This is a genomic window from Pseudomonas sp. WS 5051 (assembly GCF_012985715.1).
Taxonomy (GTDB): Bacteria; Pseudomonadota; Gammaproteobacteria; order Pseudomonadales; family Pseudomonadaceae; genus Aquipseudomonas; species Aquipseudomonas bubulae.
Map to the genome: position 1 here is coordinate 319955 of NZ_JAAQWV010000002.1, position 23913 is coordinate 343867.

The 23913-nt window shown below is 56.9% G+C and carries 21 protein-coding genes and 3 pseudogenes; 11 read left to right on the top strand and 13 right to left on the bottom strand.

Features of this window, described 5'->3' with window-relative positions; genetic code table 11:
- The first annotated feature begins 40 nt into the window (after positions 1 to 40).
- A complete protein-coding gene (locus HBN79_RS03795) occupies positions 41 to 1912 on the top strand; it encodes a DUF3857 domain-containing transglutaminase family protein (protein WP_153380291.1) in 1872 nt (623 codons plus the stop codon).
- Positions 1913 to 1973: 61 nt separating this feature from the next.
- Here the strand turns inward: HBN79_RS03795 and pgm are convergent, their stop codons facing one another.
- Positions 1974 to 3614 carry a phosphoglucomutase (alpha-D-glucose-1,6-bisphosphate-dependent) gene (pgm, locus tag HBN79_RS03800; protein ID WP_169916322.1) on the bottom strand — a complete coding sequence of 547 codons (1641 nt, stop codon included), beginning with the start codon at positions 3612 to 3614 and terminating at the stop codon, positions 1974 to 1976.
- Between the two features lie 197 nt (positions 3615 to 3811).
- Here pgm and eco point away from each other — a divergent pair, with 197 nt between their 5' ends.
- Positions 3812 to 4294 (top strand): serine protease inhibitor ecotin, encoded by a 483-nt coding sequence (eco, locus tag HBN79_RS03805; protein WP_095000169.1) that lies wholly within the window; start codon positions 3812 to 3814, stop codon positions 4292 to 4294.
- Between the two features lie 114 nt (positions 4295 to 4408).
- Here the strand turns inward: eco and HBN79_RS03810 are convergent, their stop codons facing one another.
- The 6 genes from HBN79_RS03810 to HBN79_RS03835 form a co-directional block, all read right to left on the bottom strand.
- A complete protein-coding gene (locus HBN79_RS03810) occupies positions 4409 to 5557 on the bottom strand; it encodes a PQQ-dependent sugar dehydrogenase (RefSeq protein ID WP_169916323.1) in 1149 nt (382 codons plus the stop codon).
- A gap of 18 nt (positions 5558 to 5575) precedes the next feature.
- On the bottom strand, positions 5576 to 5929 hold the full coding sequence (locus HBN79_RS03815; protein ID WP_169916324.1) for a hypothetical protein: 354 nt from the start codon (positions 5927 to 5929) through the stop codon (positions 5576 to 5578).
- An 81-nt stretch (positions 5930 to 6010) separates the two neighbouring features.
- The gene (locus HBN79_RS03820) at positions 6011 to 6469 is read right to left on the bottom strand and encodes a hypothetical protein (RefSeq protein WP_232527584.1); all 459 of its coding nucleotides are present in this window, start codon (positions 6467 to 6469) and stop codon (positions 6011 to 6013) included.
- A 246-nt stretch (positions 6470 to 6715) separates the two neighbouring features.
- Positions 6716 to 7030 (bottom strand): acid-activated periplasmic chaperone HdeA, encoded by a 315-nt coding sequence (gene hdeA, locus HBN79_RS03825; RefSeq protein ID WP_095000165.1) that lies wholly within the window; start codon positions 7028 to 7030, stop codon positions 6716 to 6718.
- A gap of 78 nt (positions 7031 to 7108) precedes the next feature.
- Positions 7109 to 8149 (bottom strand): zinc-dependent alcohol dehydrogenase family protein, encoded by a 1041-nt coding sequence (locus HBN79_RS03830; protein ID WP_095000164.1) that lies wholly within the window; start codon positions 8147 to 8149, stop codon positions 7109 to 7111.
- Between the two features lie 142 nt (positions 8150 to 8291).
- On the bottom strand, positions 8292 to 8567 hold the full coding sequence (locus tag HBN79_RS03835) for a DUF2798 domain-containing protein (protein ID WP_095000163.1): 276 nt from the start codon (positions 8565 to 8567) through the stop codon (positions 8292 to 8294).
- Positions 8568 to 8693: 126 nt separating this feature from the next.
- Here HBN79_RS03835 and HBN79_RS03840 point away from each other — a divergent pair, with 126 nt between their 5' ends.
- From HBN79_RS03840 to HBN79_RS03860, 6 genes and pseudogenes are all read left to right on the top strand, one after another.
- A complete protein-coding gene (locus HBN79_RS03840; protein ID WP_095000162.1) occupies positions 8694 to 9665 on the top strand; it encodes a LysR family transcriptional regulator in 972 nt (323 codons plus the stop codon).
- Positions 9666 to 9843: 178 nt separating this feature from the next.
- Positions 9844 to 10011: a hypothetical protein gene (locus tag HBN79_RS03845; protein WP_169916325.1), complete on the top strand. Its 168-nt coding sequence runs from the start codon at positions 9844 to 9846 to the stop codon at positions 10009 to 10011.
- A 485-nt stretch (positions 10012 to 10496) separates the two neighbouring features.
- Positions 10497 to 10700, top strand: a pseudogene (locus HBN79_RS23910) (hypothetical protein); the annotation flags it as partial.
- 20 nt (positions 10701 to 10720) lie between these two features.
- Positions 10721 to 12307, top strand: a complete 1587-nt coding sequence (locus tag HBN79_RS03850) for an ABC-F family ATPase (RefSeq protein ID WP_029611422.1) — start codon at positions 10721 to 10723, stop codon at positions 12305 to 12307.
- A 231-nt stretch (positions 12308 to 12538) separates the two neighbouring features.
- On the top strand, positions 12539 to 13726 hold the full coding sequence (locus HBN79_RS03855; protein WP_095000161.1) for an MFS transporter: 1188 nt from the start codon (positions 12539 to 12541) through the stop codon (positions 13724 to 13726).
- 147 nt (positions 13727 to 13873) lie between these two features.
- Complete coding sequence (locus HBN79_RS03860; RefSeq protein ID WP_095000160.1) at positions 13874 to 14263, top strand: tail fiber domain-containing protein; 390 nt, start codon at positions 13874 to 13876, stop codon at positions 14261 to 14263.
- A 2-nt stretch (positions 14264 to 14265) separates the two neighbouring features.
- Here the strand turns inward: HBN79_RS03860 and HBN79_RS03865 are convergent, their stop codons facing one another.
- Both HBN79_RS03865 and HBN79_RS03870 read right to left on the bottom strand, forming a co-directional pair.
- Positions 14266 to 15336, bottom strand: coding sequence for a dienelactone hydrolase (locus HBN79_RS03865; protein ID WP_169916326.1), 1071 nt, complete (start codon positions 15334 to 15336; stop codon positions 14266 to 14268).
- A gap of 138 nt (positions 15337 to 15474) precedes the next feature.
- A complete protein-coding gene (locus tag HBN79_RS03870) occupies positions 15475 to 16086 on the bottom strand; it encodes an FMN-dependent NADH-azoreductase (protein WP_095000158.1) in 612 nt (203 codons plus the stop codon).
- A gap of 126 nt (positions 16087 to 16212) precedes the next feature.
- Between HBN79_RS03870 and HBN79_RS03875 the strand changes: the two genes are divergently transcribed.
- Together HBN79_RS03875 and HBN79_RS03880 are read left to right on the top strand one after the other, a co-directional pair.
- Entirely contained in the window at positions 16213 to 17121 is a 909-nt protein-coding gene (locus tag HBN79_RS03875) for a LysR substrate-binding domain-containing protein (RefSeq protein WP_095000157.1), read from the top strand.
- Between the two features lie 5 nt (positions 17122 to 17126).
- Positions 17127 to 17471 carry an MmcQ/YjbR family DNA-binding protein gene (locus tag HBN79_RS03880; protein ID WP_095018561.1) on the top strand — a complete coding sequence of 115 codons (345 nt, stop codon included), beginning with the start codon at positions 17127 to 17129 and terminating at the stop codon, positions 17469 to 17471.
- Here the strand turns inward: HBN79_RS03880 and HBN79_RS03885 are convergent.
- Together HBN79_RS03885 and HBN79_RS03890 are read right to left on the bottom strand one after the other, a co-directional pair.
- Positions 17460 to 17795, bottom strand: coding sequence for a DUF1294 domain-containing protein (locus HBN79_RS03885; RefSeq protein WP_262372268.1), 336 nt, complete (start codon positions 17793 to 17795; stop codon positions 17460 to 17462). The two genes, HBN79_RS03880 and HBN79_RS03885, sit on opposite strands and share 12 nt — an antisense overlap.
- A gap of 77 nt (positions 17796 to 17872) precedes the next feature.
- Positions 17873 to 18703, bottom strand: coding sequence for an undecaprenyl-diphosphate phosphatase (locus HBN79_RS03890; RefSeq protein ID WP_095019896.1), 831 nt, complete (start codon positions 18701 to 18703; stop codon positions 17873 to 17875).
- 283 nt (positions 18704 to 18986) lie between these two features.
- Here HBN79_RS03890 and HBN79_RS03895 point away from each other — a divergent pair, with 283 nt between their 5' ends.
- Positions 18987 to 20621 carry a methyl-accepting chemotaxis protein gene (locus tag HBN79_RS03895; RefSeq protein ID WP_095018538.1) on the top strand — a complete coding sequence of 545 codons (1635 nt, stop codon included), beginning with the start codon at positions 18987 to 18989 and terminating at the stop codon, positions 20619 to 20621.
- A 62-nt stretch (positions 20622 to 20683) separates the two neighbouring features.
- On the opposite strand, the pseudogene HBN79_RS03900 reads toward HBN79_RS03895, so the two are convergent.
- Both HBN79_RS03900 and HBN79_RS03905 read right to left on the bottom strand, forming a co-directional pair.
- Positions 20684 to 22533: pseudogene (locus HBN79_RS03900) on the bottom strand (polyurethanase).
- Positions 22534 to 22558: 25 nt separating this feature from the next.
- Positions 22559 to 23913, bottom strand: a pseudogene (locus HBN79_RS03905) (TolC family outer membrane protein).

Genomic DNA, 23913 nt, shown 5'->3' on the forward strand with positions numbered 1-23913 from the left:
GTCGCAGGGTGCTGTTTCAAGGGAACGACCTGAGGCGCTCATGCACCGCTTTACTTTCAGCAAATCATTGATTTGCGCAACACTGGGGATCGTCAGCCTGCCGTCTTACGCGGCATTGCAACCGGCGTCAGAGGCTGCTCTGGCTGGCGAAACAGCAAAAAACTGCCATTTCAACAAAGACACCAGCACCGACTGCACTACCACGTACCGCTATACCATCCTGACCAACAATGGCCGCGAGATGCTGTCGCGCATCGACTTCAGCTTCCCCGAAACGGATCGGCTGGAGATCATTGACGCCCAGTCGACACAACCCGGTGGCAAACCGGTCGCGCTGGCCCCCTCGCAAATCGATACGCGCATGGCCCCCAACCCCGACCAGGGTTTTCAGCGAGCGCGGCAAACATCGATCGCTTTCCCCAACCTGCGCATCGGCACCCGTATCATGTACACCGTGCGTGAGCATACGGTGGCGAAACCGCTGATGGAGCACTTCCACTACCCGATGATGTTCGGCCCTGCCCCCGTGCGCTCGGATGCCTTCAAAAGCACGTTCACCGCTGAGCAGCCGATGGTCTGGCGCAGTGAGTTGATGGAGGACTTTACCTTCAACCCCTCTTCCGACAACAAGACCCTGGTGATCGAGCAGCAAAAACCGCGCTTCGTGAACTACATCAACGAAGCCGGCAACGCCTATATCCGCCAGATGCCACGGGTTGAAATCGCCAGTTCCAGCCAGGTGCAGGATCACTTCGGCAACCTCGCCGCGCGGTATCAGCAAATCCTCGGCGCCAGCCTGCCTGCGGGCGCCGCCAAGGTTGTTTCGGGCCTCAAGGGTTTGCCTGCCGCCGGGCGAGTGTCAGGCGTGATGCAGTACATCCACGAGCAATACCGTTATATGGGTGACTGGCGCGCCACAGATCGTGGCTATGTACCCTTTACCTTAAAGGAGATCGAAGAGCGCGGTTACGGCGATTGCAAAGACCTGTCCGTATTGCTGACTGCCATGTTGAAGGCCAGCGACATAACCGCGCAAACCGCCTGGGTCAGCCGTGGCAGCAACCCGCTTGGCCTGTTGCTGCCTGGCACAGGCGCAGCCAATCACGCCATCGTCAAGGCTCAAGTCAACGGCCAGGTCTGGTGGCTGGACCCTACCAACCCGGTGTTTATGCCGGGGCGCAGCATGCCCGATATCCAGAATCGCTGGGCACTGGTCATCGATGCCGAAGGCAAGGTGTACCAGGACCATATTCCGGAAGAACAGCCGAGCCTGAGCATGGGCGTGAAGAAGTTCGAACACTTCAATCGTGATGGCCAGGCCCGCACCACGGCTGAAGTACAGATGGGGCAAATGACGCTGATGCAGCTCAGCTACGCCGACACAGACTCCGGGGTTAGTGCCACCGACCTGAACCTGTGCAACCATTTCGGCAAGGAAATCGGCGACTGCAAGATCAGTCGCGAGAAAACCGGCTTTGTCGTACCCGAGCGTTACAAGGTGCAGGCCACGCTGACCAACCTTCGGCCACTGGAAAACCTCTCCGGGCAGCAGGTATACAAACCCGCCTTTGCGAGCGAGCGCTGGGACAGCCTGATGAACTATCGCCGCACCGGACAGCTGGCGGATTTGTACATGGCCGATCCGGAGACAGTCACCTACGACATCACCCTGTCAGGGGCCGAGGTTGGCAAGGAGATCAAGACCTGCAAGGTGAACTCGCCGTGGTTTGATATGGAGCTGAGCAGCAAGCGCAGCAAAGAGGAGTACCGTTACCTGTACTCCATGACGCAAAAGCACAGCTGGTTGAGCCATGACGAAATCATGAGCGCGCCATTCGAAGCGATGCTCCAGCAAGCCCGTGCCTGCAACGAAAACATGCAGCAAGTGGTGCAACTGGTCACCCGCAGCTGAGTGCTTTGCGCTGAGCCACAAAAAAGCCCGACCCCATTGCGGGGTCGGGCTTTTTATTGGCTTAGGCGATGGCGGTATCGACCAGTACCTGCGCTTCCTCAACCAGACGGCTGAGGTGCTCGTCGCCGATAAAGCTCTCGGCGTAGATCTTGTAGATATCTTCAGTGCCCGAAGGGCGTGCAGCAAACCAGCCGTTTTCAGTCATGACCTTGAGCCCGCCGATGGCCTGATTGTTGCCCGGTGCATGGCTGAGGATTTGAGTGATCGGCTCACCTGCCAGCGTGGTCGACTTGACCTGCCCGGGCGACAGCTTGCCCAACAGCGCTTTTTGCTGCGGGGTGGCCTTGGCATCAACACGGGTGGAGAACGGCTGACCCAGCTCTTCGGTCATTTTCTGGTACAGCTGAGAAGGGTCGCGACCGGTACGCGCCGTCATTTCAGCAGCCAGCAACGACGGAATCAGGCCGTCCTTGTCGGTCGACCAGACGCTGCCGTCCAGACGCAGGAACGAGGCGCCGGCACTTTCTTCGCCGCCAAACCCCAGCGAGCCTTCAAACAGACCATCGGCAAACCACTTGAAGCCTACCGGCACTTCATACAGGCGACGATCCAGACGCGCGGCTACCCGGTCAATCAGGCCGCTGCTAACCACGGTTTTGCCCACGGCGGCATCGGCGCGCCATTGCGGCCGGTTGCGGAACAGGTAGTCGATGGACACAGCCAGGTAGTTGTTCGGGGCCAAAAGACCACCCGATGGCGTAACAATGCCGTGACGGTCGTGATCCGGGTCACAGGCAAACGCCACGTCAAAGCGTTCTTTCAGGCCGATCAGGCCCTGCATGGCGTAGCTGGAAGACGGGTCCATGCGGATCCGGCCATCCCAGTCCACGCACATAAAGCGGAACGTCGGGTCGACCGAGGTATTCACCACGTCCAGATCAATACCGTAGTGTTCGCCGATCGCCGACCAGTAGCGCACACCTGCGCCACCCAGCGGATCTACGCCCAGGCGCAGATTGGCGCCGCGCAGGGTGTCCATGTCGATCACGTTTTCCAGATCGGCAACATAGGTATTCAAGTAATCATGACGATGGGTAGTGCTGGCTTTAAGGGCCTGCTCGTAGCTGATGCGCTTGACCCCGGCCAGCCGGGCCGCGAGCAGTTCATTGGCCTTGGCTTCAATCCACTTGGTGACATCGGTATCAGCCGGGCCGCCATTGGGCGGGTTGTACTTGAAACCGCCGCTTTCTGGCGGGTTGTGTGAAGGCGTAATCACCACGCCATCAGCCAGCCCGCTGGTGCGGCCACGGTTGTAGCAAATGATTGCGTGGGAAATCGCTGGCGTCGGGGTGTATTCGTCGTCAGCGGCTATCATGGTTTCGACGCCATTGGCGGCAAATACTTCCAGAGCACTGGCGCCGGCAGGGGTAGACAGCGCATGGGTGTCGATACCGACAAACAGCGGCCCGTTGATTCCCTTCATTTGACGATACAGGCAAATGGCCTGGCTGATAGCAAGTACATGCCACTCATTGAAGCTCAGTTCAAATGAACTGCCGCGGTGCCCTGAAGTACCAAAGGCGACACGCTGGGTCGTGATGGCTGCATCGGGTTGACCGGTGTAATAAGCGGTCACCAGTCGCGGAATATCGACCAGCAACTGAGCCGGGGCCGGCTTGCCCGCAAGAGGACTGAGTGTCATGCAAAACCTCGGTAAATTAATGATTCGCAGGAAAAAAAGCAGTTTACTGGCTGTTCGACCCTGGTGCGAAGTAATCTATCCGTACCCGGTGGCCGAACGGGCACTTTAATCGACTGTTAGTTGTCTGAAGTTGATCCCGGGCAGGTTGTTTAATTCAACTGTAGGTATATTTTTAGCTCTGAAATAAGGAAAGCACCATGAAATCACTGGTGATCAGCGCAGCCGTATTACTGTCTTTGAGTACGCTGTGCAGCGTGGCCAACGCCGCCAAACTGGAAGATGTCGCTCCCTATCCAAAAGCCGAAGCAGGCTTTAGCCGTCAGGTCATTCATTTGCCAAAGCAAAAGAACGAAGACGACTACAAGGTACAGATCATCGCGGGCAAGACCCTGCAGGTTGACTGCAACCAGCAGCGTCTTGGCGGTAAGCTGGAAGAAAAAACCCTCAAGGGTTGGGGCTACCCGATGTATCGCCTGAACAAGGTCAGCGGGCCCATGAGCACAATGATGGCCTGCCCTGAAGGCAAGGCGCATCCCGAATTCGTGCCGGTGGTCGGTGAAGGCTTTATGCTGCGTTACAACAGCAAACTGCCGATCGTGGTGTATGTGCCCAAGGATATTGAAGTGCGCTACCGTATCTGGTCGGCCTCCAAGCAGATCAAGCAGGCTGTGAGCGAGTAAGCGCTTTTATTTTTCATTGTGAGAGCGGGCTTGCCTGCGATGCAGACGACGCGGCTGAACGGTCAGACCGCGTTGATGCCATCGCGGGCAAGCCCGCTCCCACATTGATGAGTGTTATTGCAACCCCACGCGATACAGCACGCCGTCATCCTCATCGGTCAATACATATAAATAGCCATCAGGGCCTTGGCGCACATCGCGGATACGGGCATTGAGATCGCCGAGCATGCGCTCTTCATGCACCACCTTGTCACCGCTCAGTTGCAGGCGTATCAGGTCCTTGTCTGCCAGGGCGCCAATAAACAGACTGTGCTGCCAGGGTTTGAAGCGATCTGAATCATAAAAAGCCATGCCGCTGATACCCGGGGATTTTTCCCATATGTGGTGCGGAACCACAGTGCCTTCGACGATTTTGCCCTGAGCTTCTGGAATCGGCTTGGAAGAGTAGTCAATCCCGTGGGTTGCCAGCGGCCAACCGTAGTTTTTACCGCGCTCGATCAGGTTGATTTCGTCGCCCCCCTTTGGCCCGTGTTCGTGGGTCCACAGGGTCCCGGTCCAGGGATTCAGCGCCGCGCCTTGCTGATTGCGATGGCCGTATGACCAGATTTCCGGCCTTACCCCCTGCGGCCCTGTGAAAGGGTTGTCCTTGGGCACACGCCCATCAGGGTAAATGCGCGCAATCTTGCCTTGCAGCTTGTCCAGATCCTGTGAGGTCGGACGCTGGTTGTTTTCCCCAAGGGCGATAAACAAGTAGCCATCGCGATCGAACACCAGCCGTGAGCCGAAGTGGTTACCGGTAGAGAGCTTCGGTTGCTGGCGAAAGATCACTTCAAAATTGCTCAATCGGGTCAAATCATCCGACAAGCGCCCACGCCCCACCGTGGTACCGGCCTTGCCGTCTGCACCACCTTCGGCGTACGACAGATACACCAACCGGTCTTCACCGAAGCTGGGCGATAACACCACATCGAGCAGGCCACCCTGCCCCTTGGCCCACACTTGCGGCACACCTGAAAGCGGTGCGGACAATTTACCGTCAGGGCTCACAACTCGCAGATTGCCCGCCCGCTCGGTAATCAGCATGCCTTGCCTGTCGGGCAAAAAGGCCAGTGCCCAGGGATGATCGAGCCCTTCGACCACCGGCGTGACGGTAACGGCCCCGGACTCGGAAACAAACGTATTCTGCCCATCGGCATGGGCCGTGAACGCCATACCGAGCAGCGAAGTGGCACACATTGTGGCCAGCAGGGTTTTTCTCAACATCAACTATTCCTTGTTCGTTTAAGGTTTGTCCCGCGGCTGCAATGAGGGTGCGGTCGGCTTGATTGTCGGTGGCACTGGCGGGTTACGCGGGTAACCATTGCCTATTTTGCTGCTATCAATGCCCTGGGGTTGCACCGCAGGCGCAATACCCTGGCCACTTGCCCCCGGAACGGAAGCACCGGTGCCCTGACGGCTGTTGGGGTTGATACGGCGGATGGGGTTGTTAACCGGCGGGGTGTTGGTGATCGGTGTGTTTTGCGCCAGCTGCTGATACTGAGCCGGCAAAGGTTCTGAAAGGGGTTGCGCCTGTAGCTGGGTGGCGAGTACACCCCCCAGCAGCAGGAATGCAAAACTGGTTCTGAACGTGTTCATCACGCCCTCCGTTTTTGATCGACCTTGAACCTTTGAGGGCCCTGCGCGTAACAGGTTCGATTGCAAGGTGTACAAAACGTGTCAGCTATCGGTTTCAGGGCCGATCACAATCACCGTCGAGTCTCTGGCTTGCGCCAGCAATGCCTCGCGGCAAACCTGATAACAATCTTCGATATGGCCATTGCCCACCAGTTTCATCACACCAAAACTGATGGTTGCCGCCACGGCCTGCCCCACAAAAGGGACAAAGCGAACCACGGATTTGGTCGCCACTTTGGTGCCCATCTTGCGGACCAGGGACATGACCAGCGTACGGCTGATGAATTTGCCGATCACTTCACTGCCAATACCACTGACAGCCACCACGATCAGACGCTTGGAACGTGAGTCCATCTGTTCGATCTGATGTGGGGTAAGGCCGAACTTGCTGTTGATGGCCGGCAGCATTTCAACCAGCAACGCGACATCCGTACCGATATCAAGCCCCGGGATGGGGATCGCAGCCGCACCTGCCGAGACGGCCGAACGCTTGGTGACCATGGAACGGCACTCGTCACGAATACGGTCAAGCTCAGCTAATGACTTGATTAACATAGGGTTCCCCGACAGATAGAGATAAAAAAAGCCTAGTCTACTACGCCCTTTTGACCAGTAAGGCAGGCCTGTCTTTATGTAGAGGGGTTACAGCGCAGGAAATTCACAACGGCGAGGAGGTTATTGGCCGCATACGGGGCAGGATTGCACCGCAGAGGCCTGTACTCGCGTGAAGTACAGGCCGGGTTTGGGTTAAACGTCTTTTTTGACTTTTGCCCACTCAGCCTTGAGCTTGGAGACGAAGGATTCTTTAGGGGTTTCCTTGCAGGCCGTTACCACCAAAGGAGTGATTTTGGCGATACCGTCTACATCCAGCACCGCATCTTCAACTTTGCCCTGTTTGTTGATGGCTTCGCCCAGGCCAACGGCGGTCGGCTGGAAGCTCTCATCCACGGCCAGGAAATCCGCGCACGTCCATTTTGCGACGGGTTGTTTGGTTTCAGCTTGTGCAAGTGTGGAAAGTGCCGCCAAACCCACAACGCCAACTAACAAAATGTGCTTTTTCATATGCCAATATCCCTATTATCAACGATTAAGTAACATTAGTTCTGCCGCAAACAACATAGTAGTGGATGGTGTATCTGTCTATTGTTGCGACAGAATCACCTTCATTGCCTTCTCCTTGGCTGCGTTCCCGAACACCTCGTAAGCCTGGAGGATGTCTGTGAGCGCAAAGCGGTGCGTAATCAGCTTGCCCGCATCGATTTTTCCGGACTGCACGGTTTTCAGGAGCAGAGGGGTGGTATTGGTATTGACCAGCCCGGTTGAAATGGTGACGTTCTGGATCCACAATTTTTCAAGGTGCAACTCGACACTTTTGCCATGTACGCCCACGTTGGCGATGCTGCCGCCCGGGGCTATCACTGATTGGCAGGTGTCAAACGAGGCAGGAATACCCACCGCTTCAATCGCAACATCCACCCCGACGCCATGGGTCAGCTCAAAAATACGTTCAACCGCGTTTTGCGTATTGATATCGATGATATCCGTGGCCCCAAAACGCTTGGCGACCTCAAGCCGGTTTGTATCACCATCCACCATGATCAATTGGGCCGGCGAGTAAAATTGCGCGGTCAACAGCGCTGCCATACCAACCGGCCCTGCCCCCACGATCACTACACTGTCGCCGGGCTTGACCTTGCCCGCGAGCACGCCAATTTCAAAACCGGTGGGCAAGATGTCACTGAGCATCACCAGGGCTTCTTCATCAGCCCCGGCGGGAACCGGGTACAGACTGTTATCTGCGTGGGGAATGCGTACTTTTTCGGCCTGGGTTCCGTTAATCAAGTGCCCCAGAATCCAGCCGCCATCCGCACAGTGGGAATACATCTGACGTCGACAATTGGCGCAGCTGCCACACGAGGTGATGCAGGATATCAATACATGATCGCCGGGCTTGAAATTGCGCACGGCCGAGCCGACCGCTTCAACCACCCCCACACCTTCATGCCCCAAAACCGTGCCGCGGGTCACTTCGGGAACATCGCCTTTGAGAATGTGCAGATCGGTGCCACAAATGGTGGTGTGCAGGATGCGCACAATGGCATCGGTCGGCTTGTCGATGACCGGATCGGGGATCTCGGCCCAGGCTTTTTCGCCGGGCCCTTGGTAGGTGAGCGCTTTCATGATGGCCTTCCTTTACCTGATCAAAAATCATCCGTGGCTGCCACTCAGGTCCCCCTGTCTGGCAGCCGCCAAAATCACTGATGCAGTTAAGCAGCCTTTTTCTGCTGTGCCCTTGCCACAGGTCACAAAAAGGGTTTTCGGACTAACGGTGCGGGTGCACGGTAAATGACACCAGTTTCACTACAATGGGCCGCACCACCAGGATGCACAGGAACGCAACCGGCATTGCCAGCTGATAAGCATGCAGCGCATTGCTCAGGTAATCTTCCTCAATGCCGGAGTTGGCTGCGGTGATTACCAAGGACATCAGAAAGGCCATGATCGTCGACATGTAGAAAGCAAAGACATAAGGCGTAGCCCGCGCGGAGAGCTTCATGCGCTTCGACGAAAGTACGGCGCTGGATGTTTTGGAGGTCATAAAAGGCCTTTTTTGAGCATGTAATAAAGAGATGACGCACCTTAGCAAGATCAAAAACGGTCAACTAGACGTTCTAGGACACTTACTTTATAAAGAAAATCTTACGAATAACCTGTAGAGCCCCTCATGAATCTGCTCGCGGCGATTGCCAGCTTTATTAAAGTGGTCGAAACGGGGTCCATCGTGGGCGCGGCAAAAAATCTGGGGCTCAGTGCCGCCGCCGTCAGCCAGACCATCAACCGCCTGGAGGAGCACCTTGGCGCTCGGTTGCTGCACCGCACCACGCGCAGTATGGCGCTGACAGAAAGCGGTGCGTTGTACTACGCAAGAGTCAGACGCGTCGCTGCAGACCTTGAGTCTGCACAAATGGCCATCAGCGCTGGCGAGACAGAACTGCAAGGGCGTTTGTGCATTGCATCGACCTCCGCGTTCGGCCGCCATGTACTGGCTCCCTTGATTGCCGGTTTTGCGGCACGCCACCCGCGCCTGCGCCTTGAACTGTGCACCACTGACGGCAAAATAAACCATATCCAGGACGGCATTGACCTGAGCCTGCGGATCAAGCCGCAGCTGGAAGAAGGCATTGTTGCGCGAAAGATCGCTTCAGTACCTTTTGTGGTGTGCGCCTCCCCTGCCTATCTGGAGCGGGCCGGTATCCCGCGCAGCCCTGAAGATCTTCAGAGGCATGCCTGCCTGGCCTTTCGCTACCCGCTTGACGGGCGCTTGTTGCGCTGGGGGTTTTTCCGCGAGGGGGAGCATTACTATGTAGCGCTGAACTTCACGGCTATCAGTGACGATATCGACGCACTGACCCAAATGGCCATTTACGGTGCCGGGATTGCCCGCCTGGCAGAGTTCGTGGCTGCCCCCCATGTCGATTCAGGCCGGCTGATTGCACTGCTCAAACACAGTCACGACTCAAGCCAGTCCTGCGTCGAGCCACTGGATATTTATGCCTGCGTACAGGATCGCTCTGCCCTGACGGCCAAGGTCAAAGCGTTCATGGATTATTTGACGGAGAACCTGGACAAGCGATGGCTTAGTGCCACCACCCCAATAACAACCGCCAACTTGCACTCACTATCAGCTGCGCACTAAAAAAGTGCAAAACTCGTTTAGATGACCACCTAAATTTAATACATTCGAAACAATTTAGTGCAGCTAAAACTTGAGCATGGCGACATTCCTTGCCAGAAAAACACCCTCATACGGAGTAGTCCATTTATCCAAAAGTGCTGATACACTCAAAATATAAAATCTTTCAAGGATGAATAAGATGAGTACTGTAACTAAGCGCGGCTGGAAATGGGCTTATCGCAAGATGCGCGACCTGCACTGCACGCGGCCTTCGGCCTTCTACCGAGCGACCTTGTACGTACTGCGCGGCGATACGGGGACCTTTATGTGTGAACTCACCCGTAAAAAAATCCGCATCAGCCGCTGATGCTGCCCACTTTATAAACTTGCAGCATTGCTTACTAACACTGCAATTCAGGGCATGGCTTTTAAATTGTTCACCCCTACAAATCAAAGGCATTGATTGTCTCTTTGAATGATTGACCTCTGCACGAACTTCGCCCGACTACCGGGGCTTGCAGTTCCAAGGTGTGCATAAAGCACCCTATGAGTGACGCTGCCCACCATGATTGAATATGGGCCTTTCGCAAGATGCGCCGCTCATTCACATCGGCTTTCTACAGGGCAACCCTGTAGGCCATACGCGGAAATACCGGCAGATTTGCCTGCAAAAAAACCCTATGCAAATTCGTATTTGCCGCTGACGGCTTCTCATAGCCTCCATTAAAAGCAGGCTTCTCACGGGCCAGGCGAAATCCTTGGGCCGCTTGCGCTTCAAAGAGAGGTACCTGTCATACCAAACCAGGGTTTTGTGCAGTCAGCCAGCAAACACACTGAATCAGATGCCCGGTGCCATACAACTGTAGCCATACCTATGAGACAATACGCTCAATGTCCGGTTTGAATCCCGCCTTCATTTCCCAGCAGCTTGGCCATAGCGTCCAAATGTTGCTGTCAACGTATGCGCATTGGTTCGACTCAAGCTCAGATTGGAGCGAGCTGGAAAAGCTCCAAATTGGTCCCATATGGGTACCGGCTGAAACCAGCGAACTCTAAGCTATTGATAGGTAAAGTAATTGATCTCCACAGCAAATATCACGATGCAGTTCGGCGCAAAGCCGCTATTCGAGAACGTTTCAGTAAAATTTGGCGCCGGTAACCGCTACGGCCTGATCGGTGCCAACGGTTGCGGCAAGTCCACCTTCATGAAGATCCTCGGTGATGACCTTGAGCCGTCCGGCGGCCAGGTCATGCTGGAGCCGAACGTGCGTCTGGGTAAATTGCGCCAGGACCAGTTCGCCTACGAAGAATTCACCGTGATCGATACCGTGATCATGGGTCACGAAGAGCTGTGGAAGGTCAAGGCCGAGCGCGATCGCATTTATTCGCTGCCGGAAATGACTGAAGAAGACGGCATGGCCGTAGCCGAACTCGAAACCGAGTTCGCTGAAATGGACGGTTACACCGCCGAATCCCGTGCCGGCGAGCTGTTGCTGGGCCTGGGTATCGGTATCGAGCAGCATTTCGGCCCGATGAGCGAAGTGTCGCCAGGCTGGAAACTGCGCGTATTGCTGGCTCAGGCGCTGTTCTCCGATCCTGAAGTACTGCTGCTCGACGAACCCACCAACCACCTGGATATCAACACCATCCGCTGGCTGGAAAACATTCTGACCCAGCGCAACAGCCTGATGATCATCATCTCCCACGACCGTCACTTCCTGAACAGCGTGTGCACCCACATGGCTGACCTGGACTACGGCGAGTTGCGTCTGTTCCCGGGCAACTATGATGAGTACATGACCGTCGCGACCCAGTCGCGCGAGCAACTGCTGTCGGAAAACGCCAAGAAGAAAGCGCAGATCAACGAACTGCAAGCGTTCGTCAGCCGCTTCTCGGCCAACGCCTCGAAATCCAAGCAGGCCAGCTCCCGCGCCAAGGCAATCGACAAGATCACCCTGGCCGAGGTCAAGCCTTCGAGCCGTGTCAGCCCGTTCATTCGCTTCGAGCAGAACAAGAAGCTGCACCGTCAGGCTGTGATTGTCGAGCAAATGGCCAAAGGCTTTGATGGCAAGACTCTGTTCAAGGACTTCAGCTTCACCGTTGAAGCCGGCGAGCGCGTTGCGATCATTGGCCCGAACGGTATTGGCAAAACCACCCTGCTGCGCACCCTGGTCAACGAACTGACCCCGGATGCCGGTACGGTGAAGTGGACTGAAGCCGCCGAACTGGGCTACTACGCCCAGGATCACGCTCACGATTTCGAAGACGACATGACCCTGTTCGACTGGATGGGCCAATGGACCCAGGGCGAACAAATGGTGCGCGGTACTTTGGGCCGCATGCTGTTTTCCAACGATGACATCCTCAAGTCGGTCAAGGTTATTTCCGGTGGTGAGCAAGGTCGCATGCTGTTCGGCAAGTTGATCCTGCAAAAGGCCAACGTGCTGGTCATGGACGAACCGACCAACCACTTGGACATGGAATCCATCGAGGCGCTGAACCTGGCACTCGAGAACTACCCGGGCACCCTGGTATTCGTCAGCCATGACCGTGAGTTCGTATCCTCCCTGGCCACTCGTATTATCGAGCTGAGCCCAAGCGGCGTGATCGACTTCAGCGGCACCTACGATGACTACCTGCGCAGCCAGGGCGTTACGTTCTGATTCAGGCACTGCCTGATCAGCTATAACGAAAACCCCGTCCTGGTGATGGGGTTTTTCGTTTCTGGCCTTTAGCCACTCGCGTGAGGCCTGATACAGCGCAGCGCCTTTATCGCGAGCAAGCCCGCTCCCACAGGCTGTGTGCGTGGGCCAATATTACCGTTAGCCTGCTTTCTTTTATCCCGGGGCCGCGCCATCATGTCGGTTACCGATCGCCAGCCGGACTCCCCGCTAATGCCCGCGCAACACCCTTCCCCTGCAAGCTCCCTGTCGATCACCCTGCAGATCCTGTCGATCGTGTTCTACACCTTTATTGCCTTTATCTGTATTGGCTTGCCGATAGCCGTTTTGCCGAGCTATGTGCATGACCAACTGGGCTTCAGTGCGATCGTCGCAGGGCTGGCCATTGCGTCGCAGTATCTGGCCACCCTGCTGAGCCGCCCCTCAGCCGGGCGACTGGTCGACAGCATCGGCACCAAGCCCGCCATCGTGTATGGCTTGACCGGCATCGCCATCAGCGGCGTGCTCACGTCCCTGGCCGTAGCGCTGCAAGACTGGCCACTGTTGAGCCTGGGCGTTTTGATTGTCGGCCGGGTATTTCTCGGCATTGCCCAGGGCCTGATCGGTGTCGGCACCATCACCTGGGGCATTGCCCAGGTGGGATCTCAACATACCGCCAGAGCTATCGGCTGGAATGGCATTGCGTCCTATGGCGCGATCGCCATTGGCGCGCCTCTGGGCGTGGTGATGGTCGACCGGCTGGGCTTTGCCATGCTGGGTGTAACCCTGTTGCTGCTGGCGCTGGCAGCCTTGGGGCTGATTCGCAAAAAACCGGCAATCCCGGCGGTCGCTGGCGTGCGCCTGCCCTTTTGGTCAGTGTTTGGCCTGATTGCTCCCTATGGCATCAGCCTGACCCTGGCCTCTATTGGCTATGGCACGCTGACCACCTTTATCACCCTGTTTTATATTGACCAGGGCTGGGACGGGGCTGCGTATTGCCTGTCAGTATTTGGTGTGTGTTTTATCCTGGGCCGCCTGATCTTTACCAACAGCATCAGCCGCTTTGGTGGCTACAACGTGGCGATTGCCTGCATGAGCATCGAAACGCTGGGGCTGGTCATGCTGTGGCTGGCACCCAGCACCGCATTTGCCCTGGCAGGGGCAGGGTTGACCGGCTTTGGCTTGTCCCTGGTGTACCCGGCCCTGGGTGTCGAAGCGGTCAAGCAAGTGCCTGTTTCCAGCCGCGGCGCCGGGTTAAGTGCCTATGCCGTGTTTTTTGACCTGGCACTGGCCATCGCGGGGCCGATCATGGGGGTTATTGCGCTGAACATGGGGTACCCGTGGATATTCTTCAGTGCAGCGGTGATGTGCATTCTGGGATTACTGTTGAGCGTTTGGTTGTCAAACCGAAAAACGCGTTAAAACTTCTTCTGACATGGCGAACTGATTACGCTCAGTAATAATCGGAAAAAGTTAAATCGTTTAGCCATCATTGTGCGAAGAGCACTTAGGGATATTATTTTCTGCGCTGTAATACCAATTATTTTGGATAACACTGCAGAGTATCATATGAAAAAGTATCTAACGATAATGGCAGTACCTTTTTTGTTCATGGGCCTGCAAGCAACAGCCCACGCGGAGTCCAAAGATTTTTATGACTTCCCGCCGGGATGGCCGTGCTGCCCGTTCAGTGATGCGAACCTTAAAACCAATATTCAGCCAATGAAAAATGCCACTGACACGTTACTGCAAATTCAGGGCGTAACTTTCGACTGGAAGGACGGTGGCCGTAAAGATATCGGCGTTCTTGCCCAAAACGTACAAAAAGTTTATCCGCAGTTGGTGCGCGAGGATAACAATCAGTTACGCGTCGACTACGAGAAACTTGTCGCCCCCCTGATCGAATCAGTGCGCGAAATGGATGCGCGTATCAAACAACTTGAAGCCGCGCAAAAATAGAACTAACAGTGGCGAGCGCCCAACCGGCCAACAGGGCAAGTCTGGTGGTCGGTTGAAGCGGTTCTGCCCTGTGCTGCAGGTTCCAGGACCTTGCTGAAAAACCTCCCCGCCTCATAAATCAGGTCACGATGGATGTCTTCTCGATCAACCCCTTGAGCATCCGTGCATAAACCGGGCATAACCGCCATTTGCTCGTCGCTGCAGGGCGCCATGAAGACGAAGTGCCCGGCACCGGGGATCATCTTGAACTCAGGTTCCACGGGCAGCTTGCGCGCCAGGGCATCGGCATTCTTATCGGGAAACACCAACTGATCGTTGTCACCGCTGTACAGCAGCACAGGCACATTCACATCAGCCAGGGTTTGCCGGCCGAACATCAGGCTCAAAGGCGCCATCAGCAACAGGGCTTTTACGCGAGGGTCCGAGACAGCTACCAAGTCATCACGATCGGCGATCAACTCGCCCTTGGTAGTACAGGCATCACGGTCTTCAGGGCGTTCCTGGCAATAGCGGCGCAGTCGATCCAGGTCAGGCTGGGCGCCGGCCAGGATCAACGCCGTTTCGCCCCCTGCCGAGTAACCGATGACCCCTGCTTGATCGTCTTGCACATAGGGTGACAAACCGTGATCGGCCAGAGTCGCGCTGAGTGCAGCAGATATTTGCATCGGCCGCCCATAAAGGTTACTCAGTGTGCCCAGACGGCTGTGATCCTTGTAATTGTCGCCAGGGTGCAGCACGGCGACTACTACAAACCCCTTGCGCGCCAATGAGGTGGCCAGGTCATGCAACGCCAGTGGCGTGCCGGTGTTTCCATGGGACAGCATCAGCAGCGGATAACGGCCCATGGCGATTTTCGCGCCTTCGGTGGCTTGCACTTCGTAGCTGCCCATCTTGCTGACGCCTTCGGGATCCGTGGAAGGATAAAAGGCAATGGCGCGCATGGGCTGATCGTCCAGCGGATCGAGAAAGCTCAGGCGATGAAAACCCACGCTCCAGGGGTATACGGGCTCAGCTTGCACCATGACAGGGCAACCTGCGATCAACAACACCAGTACCGCACACAGACGCATCATGGAGGCTCACCTTCAACGGTGCATTGCTCGACAGCATCACACTCTGCACAACCCGGGCCAGACGCAAAAAACTCCGTACCCCGATCCTTTTACAAAGACCAGAATACAGAGTTTAGACAGTGCTGCGCCTGAGATTGCTTACGCTGCGCTGAACAGATCCTGCTTGATATGCGCATGTGCATCGCTCATGGCTTTGCTGCGTACCTCGTCGCCATAGGCCAGGCCGTGGGCGCGGACAAATTCGACGTCGGTAATGCCCATGAAGCCCAGCATCACTTTCAAGTAATCTTCGTGAGCTACGCCGGTTTCCTGACCCGCATGCAGGCCACCGGAGGTCGATACCACTACTACTTTCTTGTTGCCGCACAGCCCTACAGGGCCGGCTTCGGTATAACGAAAGGTCTGGCCAGCAACTGCGATGCGGTCAATCCAGGCCTTGAGCTGGGTTGGAATGGTGAAATTGTACATCGGCGCTGCAATCACCACCGCGTCAGCCGCGAGAAACTGGGCCAGGGTGTCAGCACTCAACTGGGCTTCGTGTTTTTGTGCCGCATCACGCAGCTCGGCCGGAGTACCGGCAGCCACCAGGGTAGCGGCCGAGAAATGCTCAATGGCTTCAGCGGCCAGGTCGCGGTAGCTGACCTCTACTTGTGGATCAGCAGCCTGCCATGCCTTGACCACTTCGCTGCTCAACTGACGGGATGCCGAGTTGTCGCCCAGAATGCTCGAATCGATATGCAACAGTTTCATGGTGATCTCCAGATGATGACCGCCTCTGGGCGATCTCGATGGAGGGGATACTACCAATGAAAGCAATCGACGATAAGTTGGCCATTATGCGATAGTTCGTCCCACCTGCAGGACAGTGAGCACGCCATGCAAGACCTTAACGACCTTTACTATTTCGCCAAGGTGGTCGAATCCGGTGGCTTCGCTGCTGCCGGACGATTGCTGGGCATCCCCAAGTCACGTCTGTCGCGGCGCGTGGCCGAACTTGAAGAGCGTCTGGGCGCCCGCTTGCTGCAGCGCACCACACGTCAGCTCAAGCTGACCGCTGTGGGCGAGCGTTATCTGCGCCATTGCCAGGCCATGTTGCTGGAAGCCGAAATGGCCGACGAAGCCGTTGCCAGCATGTCCAGCGAGCCACGCGGCCCCTTGCGTGTGTCGTGCCCCGTGGGGCTGGCCCATGAATTTATGCCCGGGGTGATCAGTTCCTTTCTGCAGGCCTATCCCCTGGTGCAGCTGGAGGTCAACCTGCTCAACCGTCGCGTCGATCTGGTCACCGACGGCATCGATGTGGCCTTGCGGGTGCGCGAAGAAGGCGATGAAGACCCGTCGCTGGTCACGCGGCGCCTGCGTCAGGCCCGCACCGTGATGGTAGCCACCCCCGAGTTTGCCCGTAATTGGCCGGTTGATAGCCCTGAAGACCTGAAAAAAATCCCGCTGCTGGGCGCGCTCGAGGCCGATCGCATGGTTCACTTGCGCATGCTCGACGAGCACGGCAAGGGTTGCAACCTGGTGCTTGAAGCACGCCTGGGGGTTGACGATTTTATCGTGCGCAAAGCTTGCACCTTGGCCGGCCTGGGTTTCACCGTGTTGCCCATGATGTATTGCGAGCAGGAACTGCAAGACGGCCAGCTTGTTCAACTATTGCCCAAATGGACCCTGCCCGGTGGCTGGCTGCACGCAGTGTACCCCCACAGACGCGGGGTGATACCGGCCGTGCGGGCCTGGATCGACCACCTGGTTGAGTCATTCGAAAGCTGTGGAGACAAACTGCTATGACCGCAATGACCAAACAGGATGTAGCCGAATTCTGCCGAAACCTGCCGGGCGCTCAGGAAGCAGTGAAATGGGGTGGGGTCGAGGTTTTTTTTATCGACGACAGCAAGATGTTTGCCCTGTTCAACCTCAACAGCAACGGGCTTTCGTTCAAGGTCGAGAAAGAACTGTTTCTGGGCTACATCGATCGGCCGGGTATACGCCCGTCGCCTTATCTGGCGCGAGCGTACTGGATCAATATGCAAGCACCTTATCCGATGGGCGCTGAAGAGCTGCAGGACCTGTTGCGCCGTTCCCACCAACTGGTGGTGGGAAAACTGGCGAAAAAACGTCAGATCGGTTTACTGCTGTAACCGCAACAGCGGGAGAAACGACCTGTTCAGGAACAGGACGTCGATCCATACCACCTGATGCACAGCCACAATCAACCAGAACAACAGCTGATAAGACAATTTGCGGGTTTTGTGGCGAAACATTTGTTGCGCCACCAGTGCCCCTGGCCAACCGCCCAGCAGCTCAACCCCGTGCAAGACTTTCTCCGGCGTGCGCCACTGACCAGCCGCGGCCTGTTGCTTGTCGTAGCGGTACAGGCCGAACGCCAGCAGGCTGGCCACTGCATAGGCCAGCAACGGCAGCGGGCTGCCCCCGGTGAGCAACACGCTCACCGAGCCACCCATCGGCAAGGCGCACAGCACTAGCAATACCAGCAACTTGAGTTTCAAGCCACGCACCGGTGCGCCGTTATGCCCATTCCTCACGCTGCAGCTGCCGTCCAGTCAATCCAGCCGAACTGCCAGGTGGCCAGGATCAACAGGCCAAAACCAATACGATACCAGGCAAAAACGGCATAGCTGTGATTGGAAATAAACTTCAGCAAGGCGCGTACTGCGATCATGGCGAAGATAAACGAGGTGACAAAACCGATCGCGAAGACCGGCAGGTCGTCAGGCTGGAACAGATGACGGTACTTGTAGCCGGAGTAAACCGCAGCACCGACCATGGTCGGCATGGCCAGGAAGAATGAGAACTCGGTGGCCGCTTTGCGCGACAGACCAAACAGCAGGCCGCCGATAATGGTCGAACCCGAGCGCGAAGTGCCGGGAATCATCGCCAGGCACTGGGCAAAGCCGATTTTAACTGCGTCTTTCCAGGTCATGTCGTCCACGGTTTCAGCGCGAATCACATGCTGGCGGCGCTCGGCCCACAGCATGATCACACCGCCAATCACCAGGGCCGTGGCCACGGTAATCGGGTTGAACAGGTACTCGTGGATCACATCGGCAAAAATCACCCCCAGCACCACCGCCGGCATCACCGCGATAATCAGGTTGGTGGTGAAACGACGTGCCTCGGGCTTGGTGGGCAAACCAACGACAACATCGATGATCTTGCGGCGAAACTCCCAGACCACAGCCAAAATCGCACCCAGCTGGATGATGATGTTGAACGCCATCGCCCGCTCGCCGCCAAAGTTGAGCAAGTCGGCCACAATAATCTGGTGGCCCGTACTCGAGATCGGCAAAAACTCCGTCAAGCCTTCAACGACGCCCAAAATCAACGCCTGAGCGGCAGTCCAAAGATCCATTATTCCCCCATAAAGCCCTGCCTCATGCAGAGCTGATTAGTCTTGATTAAGGTGTTGCAGCCACAGCCCCGGAGCAGGCCAAAAGTGCGACATGCTCCTCGGCGCGCTGTGAAAAAACTGTCAGAAATCAATAAAGATGAAGCTTTGCCAATTTCGGCCGAGATCCTATCAGACACGTTCCACTTTCGCTGCTATGACATGAGCTCGGTCTCGTCTGACAGGCAAGTCTGAAAAAAGTTGTTCTGTGAATCACCACAAGAAGAAAAACCAGGAGTGAGCCTTTATGAATACCCTGCGCGGGTTGTCCATCAGCCGACGTTTATGGCTGATCTTGATTGTGGCCATGGCCATGCTGCTGGCGTTGGGCTTGCTGATGCTAAAACAGATACATGACGATTTGTATGAAGGCAAAGCCCAGAAAACCCGGCACGTGGTACAAGCGGCCAGCGGGGTGCTCAACTATTACCAGGGCCTGGAAGCTGCCGGCAGCTTGAGCCGTGAAGCCGCGCAACAGCAAGCGCTGACCGTGATCAGCAAGCTGCGCTATGACCACGATGACTATTTCTGGATCAATGACCTGCGCCCTTATATGGTCATGCACCCCACCAACCCCAAACTCGATGGCAAAGACCTGTCGGCCATCAAGGACCCGGACGGCTTTGCGATTTTCAACGAGATGGCCAGCCTGGCCAAAAGCAAAGGTTCGGGCATGGTGGACTACCGCTGGCCAAAACCGGGCGCCGAAGCGCCTGTGCAAAAAACCTCTTATGTACAACTGTTCGAGCCGTGGGGCTGGGTAATAGGCTCGGGCGTGTATATCGACGACATGCAGGCCGAGTTCCGCGCTCAAGCCTGGAAAGCCAGTTGGGCTGGTCTTGGCATCGCGTTGATCATGGCGCTGCTGGTGACCCTGATTGCTCGCAGCATCGTGCGACCGCTGCAAGAGGCCGTGCAGGCCATGGCCAATATTGCCAGCGGTGAAAGCGACCTGACCCGTAGCCTGGATACCCACGGCCGTGATGAGGTCACTTTACTGGCCCATCATTTCAATGCCTTTACCGCCAAGCTGCGCAATGTGATCAGCCATTTACAGGCCACTGCCACGGCACTCGATCAGTCCTCCACGGAACTGGGCAGTGACGCCAGCGCCGCGCAACAGCGCAGCCAGCAGCAAGCCCTGCAAATGGATCAGGTGGCTACGGCGATCAACGAAGTCACCTACGCCGTGCAAGATGTGGCGAAAAACGCCGAGCACGCGGCCAGCGAAATGCGCGGTGCGCAGTCACAAGCCGAGCTTGGACAGCAGAATATCGATACCAGCCTGGAACAGATCGGCCAGCTGTCTGCCACCATCCATCAGGCCGTCGAGGTGATCCGCACCCTGGCCACGCAAAGCAGCGAAATTGGCAGCGTGCTTGAAGTGATCCGCTCGATTGCCGAGCAAACCAACCTGCTGGCCCTCAACGCTGCGATCGAAGCAGCCCGCGCCGGTGAGCAGGGTCGGGGTTTTGCGGTGGTGGCGGACGAAGTTCGACTACTGGCCCAGCGCACGCAAAAATCCACGGCCGAAATCCAGACCATGATCGAAGGCCTGCAAAAACACTCGGAAGCCGCCGTCAACGTGATCGGCAGCAGCAGTCGCGCCTCCCAGCTGACCATCGAACAGGCCACCCAGGCCGGGCAGAGCCTGACCAGCATCGGCCAGGCCCTGAGCAACCTCAACGACCTCAATGCCTCGATAGCCAGCGCTACCCTGCAACAGGCCCATGTCGTGGAAGACATCAACCTGAATGTGACCCAGGCCGCCGAACTGTCCCAAGGCACCGCCCTGGCGGCAGAGCAATCAAGCGCTGCCAGTGCCCACCTCAAGGAGCTCAGCGTGCAGCTCAATGGGCTGTTACGTCAGTTTAAGGTTTAGAGGCAACCGCAAGCGGCAAGTGACAAGCAGCACGCTTGAAGCTTGCCCCTTGCAACTCGCCGTCAGGCGATGACAATGTCCGTGCTCGCTAGGGAGGCCAGCCCTACACCCACCAGGGTCACCGAGTCGCTGCCAAAGCTGAGCACGGTGTCATGCCCCGTCGCGCTGGCATGGGCCCGGTAGTCCGCGTTGTAGCCACCATCCACCCCCAGGAATACCAACTTGTCACTGGGCTGGTAGCCCAGCAGCGTGTCGTTGCCAAAATGGCCGCTGAACACAAAGGTGTTATTACCGCCTGCCGACTCCAGCAGGTCATTGCCTGCGCCGCCAACAAACACCGTATTGCCGTGCAAACCGATCAAGTGATCGTTGCCGCCCTGCCCCAGCAGCCAGTCACCCTGCTCACCGGCCGTGAGGGTACTGTCCGCAGCCCCTGCCTTGACCGAGTGAGTGTAATCACTGCGGTCTTTGCCGGCCCACAGCCCCTGATCATCAACTCGATGGCTGACTTCGCGGTGGGTCAGGCCCAGCCAGGCGGGCTCTTCGGTTATCAGGAAACTGATATCACGGGCAATAGTGATCCCGCCGTGGCTATCGCGCACATACAAGGCGCCCTGCCCGTCATTGACCACATCCACGCGGCTCAACGATTGTTGCAAGTCCAGCGTATTGACGCCTTTGCCACCCAGAATGATGTTGTAGCCGCCACTGTCACGGAAGGTGTCATTGCCGTCGCGACCTTCCAGGAAGTCATTGCCGCGTCCCCCCTGAATCAAGTCATTACCGTCGCTGCCTATGATAAAGGTGCTGCCCTTGTGCGGTTCGGCGTTGCGATTGAGGTCCTGGACCCAGGTGTTTTCCCGTGCCGGACTGGACAAGTTGGCGACCACAATGGTCGAGTCCTTTTCGATCAGGTCATAAAACGCCGAGTCGAAAATCCGCGTCATGCCGCTTTCATAGCCACTGGGCAAGTGGGTGATCCAGGTCGAAATATTGGCAATCGAAAAGGGCATCAGATTCCACGCGGTGGAAGCGTAGTGATCATTGAAACTGACAATATTGTTGGTGGCGGATGGCTGATGCGCGTCATGCACGCCCAGCGACGACAGATTGAAATCCGAACCATTGAGGGCACGGAACACCGGGTCGTTCTCGTAGCCGATATTGAGCACGTTGTCGGTGCTTTCGCTCTGGGTGGGTGAAGCAAAGGCTATGTACTTTGAGTCGCGATAAAACCCCGCCCAATGATCGCCACTCAGGTCTGCCAGGCTGTTGACGGCCAGGCCGCCAAGGCTGTGGCCACTGACCAGTACGTCGCTGCCGCTCAACCCTTGCGCGCTGGCAAAGGTCGCCACTTTGCCCAGGAGCATGTCAAACGCGTTGGCGCTGTAGTTTTTAGCGTAATCGGCAGGCCCGATCGCTGCAGCAAATCGCTGATGGCATCGCCGATGGAATCGCTAATCAGCGACTCACGCGGTCCGCTGGTGCCGCGAAAACCGATACCGATGGAAGTCAGTTGGCCATCGGCTGCGTACTTGCCGAGGATCTCCACCTGGGCAGTGCCGTAGCCGGCTTTTTCACCAAAAAAAGTCCCGCGCTGATCGACTTTGCCTGTGTAGCCCAACTGTTCTGCACTGATAGGGGTCCACCCGGCTTTTTCGACCGCCTCGCGGGCAAGCTTTTCCGAATCGGGGTTCCAGGGAATCCCCGGCACTACCCCTTGGGCATCGGTACCGCCGAGCAAGGCCTTGACCAGTGTGGCAGGCAGCCCGGTGCCAAGGCCATGTTGCTGGTAACCCACGGCAAAGCCGTTGTCCAGGTTGTGATAGCTGTACAGCATGATTGCCATCGCATCCTTGAACTGTGTTGCCGATACGCTGGAACCCACATCCTTGTAGTCAAACACTGCCATGGTTTTTCTCTCTTCGTTGATCAAATCAATATGCTTGCCCCGGCGCGATAAACGCTTCATCGACCCGTGCCAGGTCCTGCGCGCCCAGGGTGCCTGCGTAAAAATGCAGCTTGGTCCAGGCCAGCAGATAGTCGTAACGGGTTTGCGCAAGGTCACGCCGCGTGCTGTACAGCTGCTGCTCGGCGTTTAGCGCATCGAGATTGACCCGCTCCCCGCCCAGAATGCTCTGACGGGTCGATACGACCAGCGCCTCGGCTGAAATCAGCGCTTTTTGATAAGCCCGTAGTTTGCTCACGCCCGACTGGCAGGCATTGAACTGGCGTCGCAGTTCGATAAGGGTTTCACGGGTTTTGCCTTCCAGCTCGTACTCCACTTGGGCCAGATTGCTGCTGGCTTGACGCACCGAGGCCGACACCCCGCCCCCTGCATACAGCGGCACACTGATTTCAATGCCGATGGTGTTGGTGTCGTAGCGCTGTTGTAGGTGTTGCCACTGTCGGATTCCATCTTTCGCACGCTGGCATAGGCATTGAGTTTGGGCAGATGCCCTGCCCGGTTGCGCTCAACTTCGTACCTTGCCACTTCCAGCGCCTCACGCTGCGACGCCAGTATCGGATTACTCTCCAGTGCCATTTCATGCCAGCTCGAGAAACTCCCCGGTTCCAGCGGCAATGAGCTGAAACTGCGGGTCAATGGCGTCAGCTCATCGATATCCAGGGTGGCCACGCCAATCAACGCGCCCAGCTCGCGCAAGGCCGCATCCTGTTCGTCATGGGCCTGGATTTCCTCGGCAGTGGCCAGCTCGTAACGCGACTCGGCTTCAAGAATGTCGGTGCGGGTGCCCACGCCCTGGCGAAACATGTGCTCGTTTTGCCGAAACTGCTGCTCATAGGCTTTTTTCTTGGCCCGGGCATTGTCGATCTGGTCTTGCACAAACAACGCCTGGGTGTAATGGGTCAGCACCCGCACCAGCAGTTCCTGACTTTTGCTGCGAAATGTCTCATCGGCAAACAGCGACTGGGCCACGCCTTTACGGTAATTGGCGTACGCCTCGTAATCGATCAATGGCTGCTGCAAGGTCAAGGTCGAGCCATAACTGTTGTAGTTGCGGTCGTCGTGGGTATTGCCACGCTCATTCAAATAGGTGGCCTGGGAGTTATTGCGGCCTTTGTTGTAGTTGTACGAGAGTTTGGGCAGCAGCCCGGCACGACCAATATTACGACTCTCCAGGCCCGCGTCCCGCGCCTTGATGGCGGCGAGGAACTCGGGATCATTGCGCAAGGCCTGTTCATATACCTGAAACGGCCCCAGCGCCTGTGCGCTGGCTGCGAGGCCTGCCCACAGCGCGAGGCCCAGGCCCAACATCGAAACTGTTTTCAT

What these genes read in the sequence shown, in the direction of transcription:
- HBN79_RS03795 (WP_153380291.1), top strand. Translation starts at nt 41, where the DNA reads ATGCACCGCTTTACTTTCAGCAAATCATTGATTTGCGCAACACTGGGG.
- pgm (WP_169916322.1), bottom strand. Translation starts at nt 3,614, where the DNA reads ATGACACTCAGTCCTCTTGCGGGCAAGCCGGCCCCGGCTCAGTTGCTG.
- eco (WP_095000169.1), top strand. Translation starts at nt 3,812, where the DNA reads ATGAAATCACTGGTGATCAGCGCAGCCGTATTACTGTCTTTGAGTACG.
- HBN79_RS03810 (WP_169916323.1), bottom strand. Translation starts at nt 5,557, where the DNA reads ATGTTGAGAAAAACCCTGCTGGCCACAATGTGTGCCACTTCGCTGCTC.
- HBN79_RS03815 (WP_169916324.1), bottom strand. Translation starts at nt 5,929, where the DNA reads ATGAACACGTTCAGAACCAGTTTTGCATTCCTGCTGCTGGGGGGTGTA.
- HBN79_RS03820 (WP_232527584.1), bottom strand. Translation starts at nt 6,469, where the DNA reads ATGGTCACCAAGCGTTCGGCCGTCTCGGCAGGTGCGGCTGCGATCCCC.
- hdeA (WP_095000165.1), bottom strand. Translation starts at nt 7,030, where the DNA reads ATGAAAAAGCACATTTTGTTAGTTGGCGTTGTGGGTTTGGCGGCACTT.
- HBN79_RS03830 (WP_095000164.1), bottom strand. Translation starts at nt 8,149, where the DNA reads ATGAAAGCGCTCACCTACCAAGGGCCCGGCGAAAAAGCCTGGGCCGAG.
- HBN79_RS03835 (WP_095000163.1), bottom strand. Translation starts at nt 8,567, where the DNA reads ATGACCTCCAAAACATCCAGCGCCGTACTTTCGTCGAAGCGCATGAAG.
- HBN79_RS03840 (WP_095000162.1), top strand. Translation starts at nt 8,694, where the DNA reads ATGAATCTGCTCGCGGCGATTGCCAGCTTTATTAAAGTGGTCGAAACG.
- HBN79_RS03845 (WP_169916325.1), top strand. Translation starts at nt 9,844, where the DNA reads ATGAGTACTGTAACTAAGCGCGGCTGGAAATGGGCTTATCGCAAGATG.
- HBN79_RS03855 (WP_095000161.1), top strand. Translation starts at nt 12,539, where the DNA reads ATGCCCGCGCAACACCCTTCCCCTGCAAGCTCCCTGTCGATCACCCTG.
- HBN79_RS03860 (WP_095000160.1), top strand. Translation starts at nt 13,874, where the DNA reads ATGAAAAAGTATCTAACGATAATGGCAGTACCTTTTTTGTTCATGGGC.
- HBN79_RS03865 (WP_169916326.1), bottom strand. Translation starts at nt 15,336, where the DNA reads ATGATGCGTCTGTGTGCGGTACTGGTGTTGTTGATCGCAGGTTGCCCT.
- HBN79_RS03870 (WP_095000158.1), bottom strand. Translation starts at nt 16,086, where the DNA reads ATGAAACTGTTGCATATCGATTCGAGCATTCTGGGCGACAACTCGGCA.
- HBN79_RS03875 (WP_095000157.1), top strand. Translation starts at nt 16,213, where the DNA reads ATGCAAGACCTTAACGACCTTTACTATTTCGCCAAGGTGGTCGAATCC.
- HBN79_RS03880 (WP_095018561.1), top strand. Translation starts at nt 17,127, where the DNA reads ATGACCAAACAGGATGTAGCCGAATTCTGCCGAAACCTGCCGGGCGCT.
- HBN79_RS03885 (WP_262372268.1), bottom strand. Translation starts at nt 17,795, where the DNA reads ATGGGTGGCTCGGTGAGCGTGTTGCTCACCGGGGGCAGCCCGCTGCCG.
- HBN79_RS03890 (WP_095019896.1), bottom strand. Translation starts at nt 18,703, where the DNA reads ATGGATCTTTGGACTGCCGCTCAGGCGTTGATTTTGGGCGTCGTTGAA.
- HBN79_RS03895 (WP_095018538.1), top strand. Translation starts at nt 18,987, where the DNA reads ATGAATACCCTGCGCGGGTTGTCCATCAGCCGACGTTTATGGCTGATC.